The following is a 17,399-nucleotide window of genomic DNA, read 5'->3' as shown; positions in this document are numbered from 1 at the left end:
CAACCGAAAAATCGTAATGATTACTATTTACAAATCGTAATCATTACGATAAAATGTTCCCTAAGTAAAGGGGGAATAAAATTGTTAAAAAGATTCGCAGGTTTACTTAGTTTATTTATAGTCATCTTCACGCTGGCTGCGTGTGGAGGAAAAGCTGCAAACAGCAGTGAAAGTGATGGGGAACCAAAAGGATCCAGCAAAGAGTTGAAGATTTATACAACCGTATATCCGCTTCAGTTTTTCGCTGAACAAATCGCAGGAAATCAAGCTTCTGTGGAGTCTATTCTGCCACCGGGATCAGACTCGCATACATATGAACCAACAACCGGCGATATGATGAAAATATCTGAATCTGATGCTTTTATTTATAATGGGGCAGGCTTAGAATCATACGCAAACAAAATCTCGGAAACTATTCAATCTAATGACGTCAAGGTACTTGAAGCATCAAAAGAAATTATCTTGGAAAAGCATGTACATGACCATGAAGGAGAGGATGACGGCCATGAGCATGAAGAAGAAGGCAGTCATGAGGACGAACATTCTGGACATAATCACGGGGATCAGGATCCTCACGTTTGGCTGGATCCTATTCGATCTATTCAGCTGGCAGAGCATATAAAAGATTTATTAGTTGATTTAAAACCTAAGCAAGAAAAGATTTTCAACCAAAACTTTGAGGAGCTGAAAGGAAAGCTCGAAAACTTAGACCAGGACTTCCGTACACAACTTGAAAATTTGCCTGAAAATAAAATTATTGTATCTCATGCTGCTTATGGCTATTGGGAGAAATCCTATGGGATCGAGCAAATCGCAGTATCCGGCTTGAGCCCTGCTAATGAGCCCTCACATAAAGAGGTGCAAAACATCATTAAGACTGCTGAAAAGCATGGTTTGATGCATGTATTTTTTGAACAGAATATAACTCCTAAAGTGGCAGAAGTAGTTAGGAAGGAAATTGGTGCAGAGGCTTTACGTATTCACAATTTATCTGTTTTAACAGATGAAGATATAAAGAATAATGAGGACTACTTTACGCTTATGCAGCACAACTTAGAGGAGTTGACAAAAGCATTATCGGAACCTTCATCCGAGGGAGACTCTGAGAAAAATGAGCAGGGTGAACACGATCATGGCCATACTCATGTACATAATGAAGAAACAGCAAAAATTTATGAAGGATATTTTGAAAACAGTCAAGTGAAGGATCGTTCCTTATCCGACTGGGAAGGTGACTGGCAGTCAGTATACCCATTTCTTCAAGATGGCGCCCTTGACGAAGTATTTGCACATAAAGCAGAGCATGGGGGTGAGATGACAGCTAAAGAATATAAGGAATATTATAATAAAGGATACCAAACAAATGTTGAACGAATTCAGATACAGGGGAATAAGGTAACGTTTTTCAAAAACGGAGAAGAATATACCGGGGAGTATATCTACGATGGATATGAAATTCTGACATATGATGCGGGAAATAGAGGGGTTAGATATGTATTTAAGCTAGTAGCAATAGCTGAAGGTCTTCCTCAATATATTCAGTTTAGTGATCATAGTATCTATCCGACAGAAGCTAGTCACTATCACCTTTATTGGGGTGACGACCGGGAAAAATTGCTGGATGAAGTTACCCATTGGCCTACGTACTATCCATCTGACATGGATGGCCAAGACATTGCCCATGAAATGATGGAGCACTAAGCTAAAAAGGCTTATAGCTTCAAACTCTTGGGTGAAATGGTCAAAAGCTCTCATCAGGCAGTCTAGGTGAAAAGAGATGTTTAATACTTGTATTCAGCAACAGGGACATTGATTGAATAAAACTACATCCAAAGCCGCTTTTCCTTGCGTATGGAAAGCGGCTTTTTAGATTGATTTTTCCCCTGATTGTGTACTGTGATGCTTATTGGATTTTTTTTAGTTAAAGATGGCCGCCTGTATTAAATACAGGCGGCTTTCAATCAGCTATTAATCTCTATTTTATCTTCTTTATGAATATTTTCTGTTCCGGCTTCCAGTGCAGTCTTGTAGTATAAGCATTTATGCTCAATGACTTCCATTGTTTTTCTTAGTTCTTCCATTTGTGCTTCTGCATTTGCTTTTCGCTCCAGAAACATGTCATATCTTTGCTGCAGTGTGGCATCCCCCTCAGAACACCAATCAATGAAATTTTTAATCTCTTTAATAGGCATTCCGGTGGCTTTCAGGCATTCAATCACTTTTAGAGCGTTAAGATCGGATTCTTTAAATAAACGGTTTCCGCTGGGGGTCCGTTCTACAAAGGGCATCAGACCTTCCTTATCGTAGTAGCGCAGGGTATATACTGTCAGATTCAATTCCTTTGCCACTTCGCTGATCGTGTATGTCTTCATTATTTATCTCCTATTATCAAAGATATAGACCTAGAGTTAACTATAAGGTATGACGTGAGATTATCATGGTATTTTATAAATGTCAAAGACACTTTATCGGGAATAAAAAAATTATATTAGCCACTTGACCTAGAGTTAACTATAAGCCTTAACATGGTGGTGAAAAGAGATAAATGATGGGAACTTAATTGAGTTCTATTAAAATCTATCATTCTCTTAAAATATTTCAGGAGGGTTTATTCATGATAACTGCTAAAGCGCGGGCCGTTGACGGTCCGGACAAGCCGTTTAGAGCGGCTGAGATCAAAAGGCGCAATCTGGATTTGCATGATGTTCTGATTGAAATTAAATATGCTGGCATATGCCATTCTGACATCCATACTGCACACGGGGAGTGGGGTCCTGTGAACTATCCGCTTGTACCCGGGCATGAGATTGCAGGAATTGTTGCAGAAGTAGGAGCTGAGGTTACAAAGTACAAGGCAGGAGACCGGGTAGGAGTCGGATGTATGGTTGACTCCTGCGGCGAATGCGAAAACTGCCGTAAAGGAGAAGAACAATACTGCCTTAAGGGAAATATCCAAACCTACGCTGGTGTTGACAAATATGGCGAACCAACTCAAGGCGGGTATTCAACGCACATTGTAGTACAGGAAGAATTCGTACTCAGCATACCTGATAGCATTGGGCTTGACGCTGCAGCACCGCTGCTTTGTGCGGGGATTACTACCTATTCGCCGCTAAATCATTGGGAAGCTGGACCAGGCAGGAAAGTAGCGGTTGTCGGTATGGGCGGCCTTGGCCATATGGCTGTTAAAATTGCACATGCCATGGGTGCAGAAGTGACAGTCCTTTCACAAACATTGAATAAAAAGGAAGACGGCCTGCAATTCGGTGCAGATCATTACTTTGCCACAAACGACCAGGAAACGTTCAAAAAACTTGCCGGAACGTTTGACTTAATTATTAACACGGTAAGTGCAAAGATCGACATAGATGCTTACTTCTCTCTGCTCACGCTTGACGGAACATTGGTTAACGTGGGTGCTCCAGCAGAGCCATTGTCAGTCAATGTGTTCTCACTCATCGGCCATCGCCGTTCCTTTGCGGGTTCTATGATTGGAGGCATCCGTGAGACTCAGGAAATGCTGGATTTCTGTGCAAAACATAACATTGTTCCAAAGATTGAAGTCATTACAGCTGATCAAATAGATGAAGCTTACGAGCGCGTATTAGCATCAGATGTGAAGTATCGATTTGTGATTGATATCAGCACTATGTAAATAGTTCAAAGATGTCCTGAAAGCCTGGCTTTTGGGACATTCTATTTTTATGGGTTTGGTTAGGGTCATACAAAGATAGGTGGTTAAAAAATGAACATGGAAGACTTTATAGATTTCTGCCGAAAGGGAAATCCCATTTCAGGTGAGGACAAGGAATTGCATGGGCTTTTAACTCAATGCAGTTATGAAGCTCAAAGGATCACTATGGAATTGAATAATTCGTATCATTCAAAAGAGGAAATAGCTGAGATTTTCAGAGAACTGACAGGCAGCAAAGTTGATTCTTCATTTATGTGTTTTCCGCCATTTTATACCGACTTCGGCAAGAATATCACGATTGGCAAAAACGTGTTTTTTAACACAGGGTGTTCCTTCCAGGACAGAGGCGGGATTCGTATTGGAGACGGCACCATGATCGGTATGAATGTCACGATTGCTACACTGAATCATGGGTTATCTCTAGAAACAAGAAATACAACCTATCCATCTCCAGTTATTATTGGAAAAAATGTCTGGATTGGTTCAAACGCTACCATCCTGCCTGGTGTGACGATTGGGGAAAATTCAGTGGTTGCGGCAGGAGCCGTTGTCACTAAAGATGTTCCTGAAAATACTGTTGCTGCGGGAGTACCTGGGAAAATTGTGAAGAGGATTAATGATGGTTTAGAGTAATTTTAGTGTTAGTTAAAATTGGCGGTTTCCTTTTCGAATACATTAGAACAAGCCGATCTTTTAGTAAAATCAGCTTGTTCTTTTTTATAGGATATTAGACTTTAACTAGTATTGATGGGGAATTTTGCGGACGTGATATTAAAATGGTGCTTATGTTTTAATTGCTATATATTCACTATTCCCTCATTAGCTAATTGACTTGAATGCTGTTTTTTAATAGTAATGACAAATAAGCTTGCAAATAAACAGAAAACACCAGCCAGGAAAAACGCCCAAGTATAAGTATTGAAAAATTTATAGATTAGACCGCCTCCATATGCAGCTGCAGCAGCACCTACTTGATGAGATGCGAAAATCCAGCCGTAAATGATTCCGCTCTTTTTAGTCCCAAATATTTGTCTTGAGATATTAATAGTTGGTGGAACAGTTGCAATCCAATCTAATCCATAAAACACAGTAAAGATAATAAGCATCGTAATCGAACCTTCAATTAATGCATAAGGAAGAAATACAAGTGAAGCCCCTCTTAAACCGTAGTACCAAAATAATAGCCATCGATTATCGAAACGATCTGACAGCCAGCCGGATAGGGTTGTTCCTGCTAGATTAAAAATTCCCATAAATGAAAGAAACGAAGCCGCTGTAACTAAAGGTATTCCAAAACTTATACAGTAAGATACAAAATGGGTGCCAATTAAACCGTTCGTTGAAAGTCCGCAAATAAAGAAACTGCCGGCTAATAGCCAAAATTCTTTTACTTTCACAGCTTCTAATAAGCCATTGAAGGCTAAAACAATAGGATTTTTCTTTTGTCCTTCAGTGCTGTCCTGTATCTCCTTTTCAAGTCCATATGGAAGAATGCCAACATCCTTTGGCTTGTTTTTCATAAATAAAAGGATTATGATCAGCATAATGAAACTAAGGATCATAATTAAACCAATCGCCAAACGCCAAGAATAATGATCGATTATAGCTGCTAAGACAGGAAGAAGAATTAACTGACCTGTTGCAGTACTTGCTGTTAAAATTCCTACTGCAAGTCCTCTTCGTTTTGCAAACCAATGATTCGCTACATATGGACTTACTACCGTTAAAAAAAGACTAGCTCCCAGTCCAATAATAATGCCCCAAATAATCATCAGCTGCCATGACTGGTTCATCATTAAGGTAAGCATGAGACCAGCAAGCAAAGTCGCCATTGAACCAATCATCATTTTTTTTAACCCGATCACTTCTAATAATGCTGCCATGAACGGGCCTGATATACCATATAAAAAAAGACTAATGGCAAAAGCAAGTGCAATTATAGGCCGATCCCAGCCAAATTCGTTCTCGAAAGGATCTATGAAAACTCCTGATGATGATATGGCAATTCCGGCAACGATAATGGATAAAAATGTGATGGTAAGAATAAACCAGCTATAGTGAATACGCTTCAACACTCAGACACCTCCGTTATACTCCTGTTTTTTTCTTAAATAGTAACCCGCAGCTATTTATTAGTAAAATTGAAGTTTATGAAGTTATCCATTGATTTTTTTGATACTATAAAAATAAGAGAAAAATAAAAGTGGGTGAAATAATGGAAATTCGCCATTTTGTTACGTTTAAAAAGGTCATTGAAACGGGCAGCTTCACACAAGCGGCAGAACAATTAGGGTACACTCAATCCACGGTAACTTCTCATATTCAGGCACTTGAAGAACATTTAGGCTTGCCTCTGTTTGACCGGATGGGCCGAAAGGTAAGATTGACTGATACGGGCAAGAAGCTGCTCCCCTATACTCAAGAGATACTAGATACCTATGGAAAGATCGAAAGTATTGCCAGTGATGGAGAGGATATGAGAGGAGAGTTAAAGATTGCGGCTCCGGAATCACTAACGGTATACCGCCTGGAACCAATATTAAGAGAATATAGAAAGAAGTTTCCCCATGTAAACATCAGTTTAAGTAACGCCAGGTGCAGTGATAACAAGAGAGCAATACTTAATGGCAGTGCGGATATTGCATTTGTCATGATGCCGCAGCTGCAGGATTCTGATTTAATCGTCCATTCGTTTTTGGAAGAACCTATCGTCCTAGTTGGAAGCCCTGACTGTCCACTGAATATTTTAGATGAAAGCTGCGAAAATCAAAAGATAAGCGAGTGTCTAATTGCGAACGAGAAGGAATGCAGTTATCGAACGATGTTTGAAGAATACCTTGGAGAACGTGGAATCGTCCCTTCCCACACGATGGAGCTTTGGAGTATTGAAGCGACGAAACGTTGTGTCATGAGCGGGCTTGGTATTGCTTATTTACCTCTAATGACAGTATCTGATGAAATCAAGGCAGGAAGGTTAAAAGTTATTCCCTGTGCAGGTGGCTTTAAACAGATTTTCTCCCAAGCAGTTTATCACAAAAACAAGTGGATTTCCCCGGCTTTATCCATGTTTATTGATATTACTCTGAAACATGCAAGGGACTGGTCATGTGCGGAGACAATATGTTGAATTGAGACTGTGAGAAGTGGATTTAAACAAACGGGGCAACAATAATAGGAGTTTATTTGATCCTGCAATAATATACTATAAGCCGCTTAATCCTAAGATGTATATTTATGTGAGAATACCCTGAAAGGAGTTTTCTTCATGAATATTACATCTTTTTTAGTATATTGTTTTATTGTTACGTTTACGCCAGGCCCGACGAATATCGTCATATTATCCACTGTCCATAATATAGGGACAAAAAAGGCGATGGAATATACGTATGGTGCTACGATTGCTTTTGGTCTGCTGCTTATGATTTCAGCTATGCTGAATACGATCCTTATGGAGGTCATACCAAAAATCTTAATCGTCATGCAGTTAATCGGCAGCTTTTATATTTTCTATCTCGCTTATAAAATTTTTAAGTCAGACACATCAAAGCCAGCTGCAATCCAAAATGGCACCTTTATGTCAGGCTTCCTGATGCAGTTTTTAAATCCAAAGGTGATTTTATTTACAATGACTGTTATTCCCAGCTTCATCATGCCGTATTATACGGAAGTGCCGGCTGTGACAATGAGTGTTCTCGCCATCACGATTATTGGATTTTTAGCATTTATTACATGGGTGCTGTTCGGTACCATTTTCAAGGCGTTTTTACAGAAGCATGATAAAATTGTGAATATAGTCATGGCCATATTTTTAGCTTATTCCGGCGTGATGATCTGGATGTAGGCATGCTGTTAAGGGGTGAGTCCAATGGACAAATTTATCTATAAAAAATCGGCAGGGATTACTGCGTTGTCAGCAAGTATTTCTGAATTTGCTTATAAAAAGCATGCTCACGCTGAATATGCAATAGGTGTGACGCTGCGCGGCATTCAGCATTATACCCTGGATGGCGGTCTGCAATTATCCTATCCTAATGGCGTTATGCTTTTTAATCCGGAACAGGCACATGACGGAATGGCGCATGATGAGACCGGTCTTGACTATGTGATGTTATATATTGACCCTCAGCTGATTTCAGATGTCAGCGGGACAAAGGATATCGTCCGTTTTTCAAATCCCGTTGTGTATGATGATCTGCTTGAACAAAAAATATTGACTCTTTCTCATTCTATATTAAGCGAAAAAGATGAAGCACTATGCAGTGAATTGCTTTTATCTCTCACAGATCATCTCATTCAAACTAAACTTTCATCATATGATAAGAAAGATAATGCTCTAATTAGAAAGGCGAAGAATATGGTTCATGGGAGCTTGGAGAATGTACTTAAACTGGACGACATATGTAAAGAGCTGAATTTATCAAAATACCAGTTTATCAGATTATTTAAGGCTCATACCGGAATTTCACCATATCAGTATTTTCTCAACTGCAAGATTGAACGCGCCAAGCAGGTAATCGAAAAGAATAAAGACATCTATGCAGCTGTTACTGAATGTGGTTTTGTTGATTTGACTCACTTAAATAAGCACTTTAAAAGCGTATATGGGACGACAGCATTTGAATATATTTCACATTTAAATTGAGGTAAATTTAAGGAGGTTGAGCTTTGGATATTATTTTTTTTGAAAGAAAGTTTCCAAGTGCGAATATGATTCTGATCAAGGATGAACTTCCAATCCTTATTGATACTGGATTTGGCAGTGATGTCAAAGAAACTGAGCAATTAATAAAAGAAGCAGGCGTTTCACCAGAAGAACTGCACCTTATAGTCAACACGCACTACCATAGTGACCATGCGGGAGGCAATTTTCATTTTCAAAAAAATTATGGTGTTAGGATTGCTGCTCATAAATGGGAAGCGGAATTAATTAACTCTTGTGATCCCGAAGCCTGCAGTGCAGAATGGCTGGATCAGTCTGTAGAACCTTATCGTGTTGATGCTAAACTTTCAGATAAAGATGAAATTCAGACAGGAAGCAGAACCTTTAAAGTCCTGCATACACCTGGACATACGTTAGGGCATATTTCTTTGTATGAACCTGAAGAAGAGGTATTAATTTGCGGGGATCTTTTTCACCAAAATGATATCGGATGGTTGAATATCTTTCGTGAGGGTGTTTCATCAATCCAGCGATCGATGGAAAGTCTGGAACGGCTGTCGGAACTCCGGATCGGGCAGGCCTATTCAGGACATGGGCCTCAAATCGAGGATCCTCTGGCTGCCATTGATACAGCAAAGAGACGGTTTGAAAAGTGGCTTAAGGCGCCAGAAAAAGTGTCATGGCATGCCTGCAAGCGGATTTTTTCATTCACCTTAATCATGAAAGATGGATTGGCTAAAGAAGAGATCAGCGACTACCTGCTAAAGTGCGGATGGTTCCAGGATTTTGCACGCTATTCTTTCCAGTTGCAGCCTGAAGAATTTATTCCAGTCCTGCTCGATGAAATGATTAGTTCCGGAGCAGCAAGCTGGCACAATAATCATTTGGTCGCCAACACCCCATACCAGGCACCGCAAAAGGAATGGGTGAATAAGGATATAAAGCCTAAATATTGGAAATTTGATACATAAACAGCAATTAAAAACTGGGCTAATAAGTTGAATACCGTTGATAATTATTGTAATATTCAGTCGTTAATTGATATATTGTTTTAAGCCTTCGGAGGGAGATTAATATGCTTTTAAAAGTAGGGGACATGATTACATTTGAACGGACTTTTACAAAAAGGGATGTTGAATTATTTACAGAAATATCAGGTGATGAAGGAATTCACCATATAACCCCGGATGAACAGGGGAGGCTTGTAGTCCAAGGATTATTAACGGCCACACTGCCAACCAAAGTGGGCGGAGACGCAAACGTGTTGGCCCGTACGATGAATTTTGAATTTTTGAGACCTGTCTTTACAGGAGATACAATCATATGTGAAGTAACGATCGATAAATATGAAGAGCAAGATCATAATAGAATGGCCATTGCCGCCTCTTTCCTTTGTACGAACCAGAATAAGAAACAAGTACTAAGAGGGAATTTTGCGGGTGTGATATTATCTTAAATGGTGCATATATTGAGCTGCTGCCGAGTAAGGCAGCTTTTTCTTTTTGTGCTAAACAATATTAATATTGCAAAATATGGAACTTCTGAAAATGGAATTCGTAATAGTATGAAAGAAGGGGGGATTACATGGCCTGGTTACTCCTGCTTGCAGTGGTTATTTGGTTTATTTTATTTTTGCGCAAAAAGCTCTCATTTAAATTTAGTTTATCTCCAAAATCATTAGACATAAAACCGATTAAAGGGTTAAAAAAGCTAAGTGATCACCTGGAGAAGTCTCTTAGTAAAAGTTATATGGGAAACGTAGAAGAGAGGGTAATGAAAGAAATTAAGCTAAAAGAAAATGAGTACAGCTGGCGTCTGCTGGATTTAAAACGCTACTTTATTTTGACTTCTCTTTTAAAGGAGTCCCCTATGTTCAGTGAAAAAGTCGATGACCTATGGCATCATATGCTCATGTTTACCCGTGAGTATGATGATTTTTCAAAAGAATATTTAGGAAGCACTCTTCATCATAGTCCCAATCTAAAGAAGTCGCCTGAACCCGATGTACGCGGATTTTTTGATTGGGTGTATGGTGAACTCTTTTTCATAAGAAAGGAAAATATCAAACTTTATAAGGGATTTTACAGATTCTCTGTACCTCCAAATATAATTGATGATTTTAAGTGTTTGCCGGAAAATGAACTAATAGAGCTCTATTTTAAGAGTGATAGCCAATATATGGCTACTGTGCTCTCGCTTATTTCTGCTATGAAAAAAACTGCAAAGAAAGTAAAAAACTATGAAAAAAGCGTCATACAAGAAATGATGAGAAAAAGGAAAAATCAGCAAAACTATAACGCAATGTTGGTTCCTTTTTTATCTGTATCGTATTTTCATTATGATGATTTTGCCAGTTACATGAAAATCAGCAGCAAGATCTCATCAAGCTGTACAAGCTGCGGGTCGGGCAGCTCCTGCAGTTCCTGCTCAATCTGCAGCTCCTGCTCAACCTGCAGCTCCTGCTCAAGCTGCGGCGGGGGAGGAGATTAATAAGGGCTGTCCCGCACAATCATGCGGGACAGCTTTTTTGTTTTGGAATTTACTTAAGTTCTTAAGGGGCCAATACATATAAAGCAGTAGAAAATTTCAACCATATTGTGGACGGAAAATGGATCAGTTACTGGTATATTAATGCTAAGAAAATGAGGGACAGGGGTTAAAAAATGATTAAAGGACTGTATGAAGCACATTTACCAGTAAGTAATATCAATAATTCGATTGAGTTTTACAGGGGCTTGAGGCTGGATTTAGCAATAAAATACGAAAAAACGGCATTTTTTTGGATCGTTAAGAACGAAAGCTGGCTGGGATTATGGGAATGTGACCAAGCAAAAATGAACTATCATCCTTCCATCAGACATATTGCATTTAGAGTAGATTTAGAAGATCTGAAGAATGCAAAAGAGTGGCTTGAAATGCGAGGCATTGAAATGCGTGAAGAATTCGGCTTTAAACCTCTTGAACCCATTGTACTCCCAGACCAGACACATGCTATGGTCTATTTTCATGACCCGGATGGAAATTCATTAGAATTTATCTGTAAATTATCATTTGAGCCTGAAGATAAACCTAAGATGTATCTAAGCGAATGGGAAAAGTATTTGGAGAATAAAAACTAAATTTTTTCTTTGTTAGACGAAATGGGCAGGGTAGAGGAACAAGGGTTATAATGAAAGAAACAGCTTCATTGAAAACTTTTACAAAAAAGGGTGCGTATCATGCCGATTAATTCTTTTGAAAACTATCCTATGACCTGGAAGCCATCCCTTGATAAAAAAGAAAAGCCCATCTATCAAACACTGGCAGGGCAATTGGAACAGGATATTTTAAACGGAGTGTTATTGCCCGGAACCAAGCTTCCTCCACAGCGGGAACTGGCCGATTATTTAGATTTAAATGTGAGCACCATTTCAAAAGCATTTAAAGTGTGTGAGTTAAAGGGGTTATTAAGTGCAACGGTTGGAAGCGGCACATTTGTGTCCTATGATGCCCTATCGAATGCGTATTTACTTGAAGATACAAAGCCGAAGCACTTAATTGAAATGGGAGCAACCCTTCCGGATAATGCTTCTTTCGAGCCGCTGATGCTCCAGCTGAAAACTATGCTGCAAGAGACCGATTATGAAAAATGGTTTGGCTATGGCCGGGGAGGCGAATGCCATTGGCAAAAGGATGCAGCGGTAAAGCTTATCCGCAGAGGCGGGTTAGAAACAACCGCTGATCACATTTTATTTGCGAATGGCGGTCAAAATGCTATTGCTGCTGCACTGGCAAGTCTATGTAAGCCCGGAGAGCGCATTGGAGTTGACCAGCATACATACCCTGGCTTAAAAACGGCTGCAGCGATGCTTAGTGTGCAGCTGGTGCCAATAAAAACAGACAACTATGAAATGAGTCCGGCGTCTTTTGAATATGCGTGTAAAAATGAAAATATTAAAGGCATCTACTTGATTCCGGATTATCATAATCCGACAGCTTCCTTTATGTCGATTGAGAATCGAAAAATGATCGCAGCCATTGCCAAAAAGTATAATCAGTTCATTATCGAAGACGCTTCATACCATCTTCTAAGCAAAGAACCACTGCCGGCAGTCGCATCCTTTGCACCAGAACAGGTCATCTATATTGCAAGCTTATCTAAATCATTTGCACCGGGCTTGCGGCTGGCCTATACAGCAGTGCCGAGTCAATTCAAGGAATCAATTTCAAGGGCGCTTTATAATTTAAATGTTTCCGTTTCTCCATTACTGGCAGAACTTGCAGCACGTACTATTGTATCGAATCAATTTGAAGCCTTAATTGAGGGACATCAGGAGCAGACGATCCTCAGAAATCAACTCGTTAACCGATATTTGGCAGACTTTACATGTCTAGGCGCTGAAACAGGCATTTTTCGCTGGCTGCTATTGCCAGGCAAGATTACAGGTGCTGAATTTGAAACGCTGGCTAAGCAGCATGGAGTACAGGTGTTTGCAGCTGAACGTTTTGTAGTTGGAAATAGTTGTCCGGAGAGGGCTGTAAGAGTTTCTGTTTGTGCACCGGAAACGCTTGAAGAGCTTGAGAGAGGTTTGATCATCCTTAAACGCCTGTTAAACAATCATATCTAATATTGTTCGCCATACAATTATAATATTGTATGGTTTTTTTGTGCGTGTTAAGATGATTGAAATCTAGTTGGAATATTATGAAAATAAAAAGGGAGGTGAGTTTTTGTTACCGTTAGACGCGCAATCTGCCTGGCTGCAAAGCTACATAAATTCTTCAGAAAAACAGAAGCAACTATACAAAAGAACATTAATTGTCATTGTCATATCCCAAGTTTTTGGAGGAGCAGGACTTGCAGCAGGAATTACAGTAGGAGCACTTCTCGCGCAAAACATGCTGGGGACAGATAGTGTAACAGGAATTCCAACCGCGTTATTTACTTTAGGGTCAGCAGGTGCTGCGCTGCTGGTGGGACGGCTTTCTCAGCGGTTTGGCCGCCGTCCTGGACTTGCGGCAGGATTTTTGGCTGGAGGCATAGGTGCCATTGGAGTATTGGTTTCAGCAATAACAAACAGCATTCTGCTATTATTTATTTCACTGCTCATCTACGGGGCGGGGACGGCTACAAACTTGCAGGCGCGCTACGCTGGAACTGACCTGGCAAGCCCCGCACAGAGGGCAAAGGCTATTAGTATGGCCATGGTTTCCACCACATTCGGTGCTGTCGCAGGACCTAACCTGGTGGATGTAATGGGGGAGTTTGCTATATCCATAGGAATTCCTGCTTTAGCCGGTCCTTTTATATTAGCGGCTGCGGCGTATATACTTGCTGGATTTGTTTTATTTTTGTTCCTTCGTCCTGATCCTTTTATTGTGGCAAAAGCCATATCAGATGCACACACTAAAGCCAATCATTTAGAGAAAAGCTCTAATTTGGCATCGATAAACAGGCGAGGCATTTTTGCAGGAGCGGCTGTAATGGTATTAACTCAATTTGTGATGATGGCCATTATGACAATGACCCCTATACATATGGGACATCATGGACATGATTTGAATGAGGTGGGGCTTGTCATTGGATTTCATATAGGTGCGATGTTTTTGCCTTCATTAGTAACTGGTATTCTTGTTGATAAAATTGGCCGTGCGGCTATGGCTGCTGCTTCCGCTATTACGCTGCTTGCTTCTGGCATTTTGGCTGCAGCAGGACCTGGTGAGTCGATGCTCATACTCAATATAGCCCTTGTTTTACTTGGGCTTGGATGGAATTTTGGCTTAATTAGCGGCACGGCTATTCTGGTAGATTCAACTCATGCTTCTTCCCGGGCTAAAACTCAGGGTTCAATCGATGTAGGGATTGCTTTGTCAGGAGCATTAGGAGGAGGGTTATCCGGAATAGTTGTAGCACATTCCAGTTATGCAGCCCTTTCCATTGCAGGTGCTGTCCTTTCATTACTGCTCATTCCCATTGTAATATGGGCAGGTATCTATCAAAAAGAGAAAAGTATAAGCATTAGTGACTGAATTTTCAGTATTAAAGCAACTCCAAAAATAGAAAAGGAATGTGTATAAATGAAACATAAATTTGCTGAGAGAGCTCGCTTTGTAACTTCTTCTGAGACACGTGAAATTTTAAAAGTAACAGAAAGACCGGAAGTAATCTCTTTTGCGGGAGGACTGCCGGCTCCAGAACTGTTTCCTGTAGAAGCTCTAAAGGTAGTATGCAATGCTGTATTGAATGAAGAAGGTGCGGCTGCTCTTCAATATAGTACAACTGAAGGATATATTCCTTTGAGAGAAGCTATTTGTCAGAGAATGAAAATGGCTGGGATTGACTCCAGCATTGAAAATGTTCTTATTACATCAGGATCCCAGCAGGCAATCGACCTGACTGGAAGATTATTTATCAATGAGGGAGATACTATTATTTGTGAAAACCCAACCTATCTTGCAGCCATTAATGTATTCAAGGCATATAATGCAAAGTTTGTTGAAGTAGCCATGGATGATGATGGAATGGTAATGGAAGAGCTGGAGCAAATGCTGCGAGATCATCCTGATGCAAAATTTATTTATACGATTCCTGATTTCCAAAACCCTACTGGCCGTACCTTAAAACTCGAAAGACGAAAAAGAATGATTGAGCTTGCTAATCAGTATGATGTGCTGATTGTAGAGGATAACCCCTATGGAGCTGTAAGATTTGCTGGAGAGGAACTCCCGCCTGTGAAACATTTTGACACAGAAGGCAGAGTCATTTATTTAAGCACTTTCTCTAAGATTTTCACTCCCGGTCTTCGGCTTGGATGGATTTGTGCGGACGAAACCTTCATTGATAAGTATGTTGCTTTTAAGCAAACAGCTGACTTGCATACTGACAGCTTTGCTCAAAGAATTACAGCAAAGTATATGGAGCTTTACGATATCGAAGAACACATAAATAAAATCAAAGCTGTTTATAAAGAAAGATGCACAGCTATGTTATCCTGCATTGAAGAATTCTTCCCAAATCATTTATCTTACAGTAAGCCGGAAGGCGGATTATTTATTTGGGTTGAGCTTCCAGAGGGTATTGATTCAGCGCATATATTTACAGAGTGCCTGAAAAACAATGTGGCTTGTGTACCTGGTGCGCCCTTTTTTCCAAATGGCACACAAAAAAATACATTGCGTTTAAATTACTCCAATATGTCTAAAGAGAGGATTATTGAAGGGATGAAGCGTATGGGTGAAGTATTGCACCGGGAATTACAAAATGATTCATTGCTGACAGTCTGATTAAAACAAGGCTTTGTGCCCTTATCTGGTATTATTTAATGGCTGCAAGCCGGTATAACGCTCTATACAGCAATAATCTAAACTCAACAATGCCGAGTTAAAAATCGGGGGTATAGTAATGGAAGCTGAAATTTGGACGAGTGGGAAAACTCATTTAGAAGAGTTATATATAAAAAGGAATAGCTCTTTTATATTTGCATTCATTCAGCATAGACACAGTACGAAAGAGGCAAGAGTGTGAAAAACCCTGTAGTCATTGTCGGTGCTGGGTTAAGTGGACTGCGGGCTGCGTCTTTGCTTGCTGCACATGGCATTCCTTGCAGGGTTCTCGAAGCTAGAGAACGGATTGGCGGCAGAGTCTTGAGCGTTTCTGATCCAAACAGACCTGACCTGGGTAAATTTGATCTCGGGCCAACGTGGTTTTGGCCTGAATATGAGAGCGCGATCACCGGCCTTGTGAAAGAACTGAATTTAGAAACTTTTGTCCAGTACACCAAAGGGGCAATGCTTTCAGAACGATTCCAAAACGAACCTCCAGAGCGCCATGTATTGCCGGAAAATGCTGGTGCAAGGTCGATTCGATTCATAGGAGGTGTGCAATCCCTTATTGATGCTGTAGCAGATACAATTCCCTCAGGGATAGTCGAGCTAGGAACCCGAGTCACAGCCATTCGACAAGAGGAAACGGGAGTTATTACGGTTGAAGCAGTCCTTGCTGATGGAGAGACAACAAATGTAACTGCAAGTGCTGTAATCCTAGCACTGCCGCCTCGGATTGTGGCGCGTCATATTGAATTCTCTCCATCTCTCCCTGCAGATCTTATGACTGACCTTGCTGGCAAACCGACGTGGATGGCAGGGCAGGCGAAGGCAGTTGCCATCTATGATCGTCCCTTTTGGAGAGAATCAGAGCTCTCTGGCTTCGCATCGAGCTGGGTTGGACCTCTGCAGGAAATCCACGATGCTTCTCCTAAAACAGGATCTGGCGCTTTATTTGGTTTCTTCGGTATGCCAGCGAGAACACGCCGAGAACTTGGAGAGGATAAAGTTTTAAATTTGGTCATTGATCAATTGGTTAGGCTATTTGGAACCTCCGCCCAAAACGTTAAGGCTATCCTTTATAAGGATTGGGCCGAAGATTCCGAAACTGCAGTTGAGGAAGACCTGGACCCGCTTAGAGATTTTCCAAGTTATGGTCAGCCGCCAAAAGCTGGGGTATGGGAAAAGAAAATTACTTTTGCTGGTACGGAGACGAATTCACCCTTTGGCGGCCACCTTGAAGGTGCCCTTCAGTCAGCTGAACAGGCAGTTTTTGAAATCATTAAATTAAACTAGAAATCAGGAGCTCTTTTGAGAAAGCAGGGAAAGGGGAAATTTACATGATTTTAGAAGCAGTAATGCTGCAAGTAAAAAAAGGGATGGAGGAAGAATATGAACAAGCATTTCGTGAAGCATCAAAAGTTATTTCTTCCATGAAAGGCTACATATCTCACGAGCTGCAGCGATGTATGGAAGTTGAGGGTAAATATTTATTGCTGGTGAAGTGGGAATCATTAGAGGCCCATACAGTTGGGTTTAGACAATCGAAAGAGTATCAAGAATGGAAAAGACAGCTGCACCATTTCTATGATCCATTTCCTGATGTTGAACACTTTGAAAACGTTCCTCTTTAATTGGTGTTTTAGTTAAAAGCCTCCTTGCGGTCTAGAGTGACCCAGTAAAATGAGACAAGGAAAAAACACCCCCTGAATCGTATTTAATATCTATACGATTTTGGAGGTG

General features: G+C 40.5%; 17 protein-coding genes. 15 read left to right on the top strand and 2 right to left on the bottom strand.

Annotated elements, in window-relative coordinates; genetic code table 11:
* Positions 1–81: 81 nt before the first annotated feature.
* A complete protein-coding gene (locus AC3WTL_RS17320; protein WP_492369792.1) occupies positions 82–1,701 on the top strand; it encodes a metal ABC transporter solute-binding protein, Zn/Mn family in 1,620 nt (539 codons plus the stop codon).
* A 260-nt stretch (positions 1,702–1,961) separates the two neighbouring features.
* Here the strand turns inward: AC3WTL_RS17320 and AC3WTL_RS17315 are convergent, their stop codons facing one another.
* Positions 1,962–2,372 carry a MerR family transcriptional regulator gene (locus AC3WTL_RS17315; RefSeq protein ID WP_197248793.1) on the bottom strand — a complete coding sequence of 137 codons (411 nt, stop codon included), beginning with the start codon at positions 2,370–2,372 and terminating at the stop codon, positions 1,962–1,964.
* 242 nt (positions 2,373–2,614) lie between these two features.
* On the opposite strand from AC3WTL_RS17315, the gene AC3WTL_RS17310 reads away from it, so the two are divergent.
* Together AC3WTL_RS17310 and AC3WTL_RS17305 are read left to right on the top strand one after the other, a co-directional pair.
* On the top strand, positions 2,615–3,655 hold the full coding sequence (locus AC3WTL_RS17310) for an NAD(P)-dependent alcohol dehydrogenase (RefSeq protein WP_492369791.1): 1,041 nt from the start codon (positions 2,615–2,617) through the stop codon (positions 3,653–3,655).
* A 90-nt stretch (positions 3,656–3,745) separates the two neighbouring features.
* A complete protein-coding gene (locus AC3WTL_RS17305; protein ID WP_492369790.1) occupies positions 3,746–4,327 on the top strand; it encodes a sugar O-acetyltransferase in 582 nt (193 codons plus the stop codon).
* A gap of 164 nt (positions 4,328–4,491) precedes the next feature.
* Here the strand turns inward: AC3WTL_RS17305 and AC3WTL_RS17300 are convergent, their stop codons facing one another.
* Positions 4,492–5,766, bottom strand: a complete 1,275-nt coding sequence (locus AC3WTL_RS17300; RefSeq protein ID WP_492369840.1) for an MFS transporter — start codon at positions 5,764–5,766, stop codon at positions 4,492–4,494.
* Positions 5,767–5,909: 143 nt separating this feature from the next.
* On the opposite strand from AC3WTL_RS17300, the gene AC3WTL_RS17295 reads away from it, so the two are divergent.
* The 12 genes from AC3WTL_RS17295 to AC3WTL_RS17240 all read left to right on the top strand — a co-directional run bounded on the left by AC3WTL_RS17295 (position 5,910) and on the right by AC3WTL_RS17240 (position 17,290).
* A complete protein-coding gene (locus AC3WTL_RS17295; RefSeq protein WP_492369789.1) occupies positions 5,910–6,821 on the top strand; it encodes a LysR family transcriptional regulator in 912 nt (303 codons plus the stop codon).
* A 138-nt stretch (positions 6,822–6,959) separates the two neighbouring features.
* Entirely contained in the window at positions 6,960–7,535 is a 576-nt protein-coding gene (locus AC3WTL_RS17290; RefSeq protein ID WP_492369788.1) for a LysE family translocator, read from the top strand.
* A 24-nt stretch (positions 7,536–7,559) separates the two neighbouring features.
* Complete coding sequence (locus AC3WTL_RS17285; RefSeq protein WP_492369787.1) at positions 7,560–8,336, top strand: helix-turn-helix domain-containing protein; 777 nt, start codon at positions 7,560–7,562, stop codon at positions 8,334–8,336.
* 23 nt (positions 8,337–8,359) lie between these two features.
* Complete coding sequence (locus AC3WTL_RS17280; protein WP_492369786.1) at positions 8,360–9,325, top strand: MBL fold metallo-hydrolase; 966 nt, start codon at positions 8,360–8,362, stop codon at positions 9,323–9,325.
* 104 nt (positions 9,326–9,429) lie between these two features.
* Positions 9,430–9,810 (top strand): hotdog family protein, encoded by a 381-nt coding sequence (locus AC3WTL_RS17275; protein WP_197248798.1) that lies wholly within the window; start codon positions 9,430–9,432, stop codon positions 9,808–9,810.
* Between the two features lie 128 nt (positions 9,811–9,938).
* Positions 9,939–10,844: a UCP032817 domain-containing protein gene (locus AC3WTL_RS17270; RefSeq protein ID WP_492369785.1), complete on the top strand. Its 906-nt coding sequence runs from the start codon at positions 9,939–9,941 to the stop codon at positions 10,842–10,844.
* A 173-nt stretch (positions 10,845–11,017) separates the two neighbouring features.
* Entirely contained in the window at positions 11,018–11,473 is a 456-nt protein-coding gene (locus AC3WTL_RS17265) for a VOC family protein (RefSeq protein WP_492369784.1), read from the top strand.
* A gap of 99 nt (positions 11,474–11,572) precedes the next feature.
* Positions 11,573–12,961 carry an aminotransferase-like domain-containing protein gene (locus tag AC3WTL_RS17260; protein ID WP_492369783.1) on the top strand — a complete coding sequence of 463 codons (1,389 nt, stop codon included), beginning with the start codon at positions 11,573–11,575 and terminating at the stop codon, positions 12,959–12,961.
* 103 nt (positions 12,962–13,064) lie between these two features.
* On the top strand, positions 13,065–14,363 hold the full coding sequence (locus AC3WTL_RS17255) for an MFS transporter (protein ID WP_492369782.1): 1,299 nt from the start codon (positions 13,065–13,067) through the stop codon (positions 14,361–14,363).
* A 48-nt stretch (positions 14,364–14,411) separates the two neighbouring features.
* Positions 14,412–15,617, top strand: a complete 1,206-nt coding sequence (locus AC3WTL_RS17250) for an aminotransferase-like domain-containing protein (RefSeq protein ID WP_492369781.1) — start codon at positions 14,412–14,414, stop codon at positions 15,615–15,617.
* A 237-nt stretch (positions 15,618–15,854) separates the two neighbouring features.
* Positions 15,855–16,952, top strand: a complete 1,098-nt coding sequence (locus tag AC3WTL_RS17245; RefSeq protein ID WP_492369780.1) for a flavin monoamine oxidase family protein — start codon at positions 15,855–15,857, stop codon at positions 16,950–16,952.
* A 44-nt stretch (positions 16,953–16,996) separates the two neighbouring features.
* The gene (locus AC3WTL_RS17240) at positions 16,997–17,290 is read left to right on the top strand and encodes an antibiotic biosynthesis monooxygenase family protein (RefSeq protein WP_061792398.1); all 294 of its coding nucleotides are present in this window, start codon (positions 16,997–16,999) and stop codon (positions 17,288–17,290) included.
* Positions 17,291–17,399: the final 109 nt, after the last annotated feature.

It is taken from the genome of Cytobacillus sp. EB106-05-05-XG126 (assembly GCF_058791715.1).
This window is presented reverse-complemented; position numbering and strand designations above follow the sequence as displayed.

Excerpts from the sequence above, each read along its gene's own strand:
- AC3WTL_RS17275 (WP_197248798.1), top strand. The coding sequence starts at position 9,430 with ATGCTTTTAAAAGTAGGGGACATGATTACATTTGAACGGACTTTTACA.
- AC3WTL_RS17270 (WP_492369785.1), top strand. The coding sequence starts at position 9,939 with ATGGCCTGGTTACTCCTGCTTGCAGTGGTTATTTGGTTTATTTTATTT.
- AC3WTL_RS17290 (WP_492369788.1), top strand. The coding sequence starts at position 6,960 with ATGAATATTACATCTTTTTTAGTATATTGTTTTATTGTTACGTTTACG.
- AC3WTL_RS17240 (WP_061792398.1), top strand. The coding sequence starts at position 16,997 with ATGATTTTAGAAGCAGTAATGCTGCAAGTAAAAAAAGGGATGGAGGAA.
- AC3WTL_RS17285 (WP_492369787.1), top strand. The coding sequence starts at position 7,560 with ATGGACAAATTTATCTATAAAAAATCGGCAGGGATTACTGCGTTGTCA.
- AC3WTL_RS17305 (WP_492369790.1), top strand. The coding sequence starts at position 3,746 with ATGAACATGGAAGACTTTATAGATTTCTGCCGAAAGGGAAATCCCATT.
- AC3WTL_RS17310 (WP_492369791.1), top strand. The coding sequence starts at position 2,615 with ATGATAACTGCTAAAGCGCGGGCCGTTGACGGTCCGGACAAGCCGTTT.
- AC3WTL_RS17250 (WP_492369781.1), top strand. The coding sequence starts at position 14,412 with ATGAAACATAAATTTGCTGAGAGAGCTCGCTTTGTAACTTCTTCTGAG.
- AC3WTL_RS17315 (WP_197248793.1), bottom strand. The coding sequence starts at position 2,372 with ATGAAGACATACACGATCAGCGAAGTGGCAAAGGAATTGAATCTGACA.
- AC3WTL_RS17260 (WP_492369783.1), top strand. The coding sequence starts at position 11,573 with ATGCCGATTAATTCTTTTGAAAACTATCCTATGACCTGGAAGCCATCC.
- AC3WTL_RS17295 (WP_492369789.1), top strand. The coding sequence starts at position 5,910 with ATGGAAATTCGCCATTTTGTTACGTTTAAAAAGGTCATTGAAACGGGC.
- AC3WTL_RS17265 (WP_492369784.1), top strand. The coding sequence starts at position 11,018 with ATGATTAAAGGACTGTATGAAGCACATTTACCAGTAAGTAATATCAAT.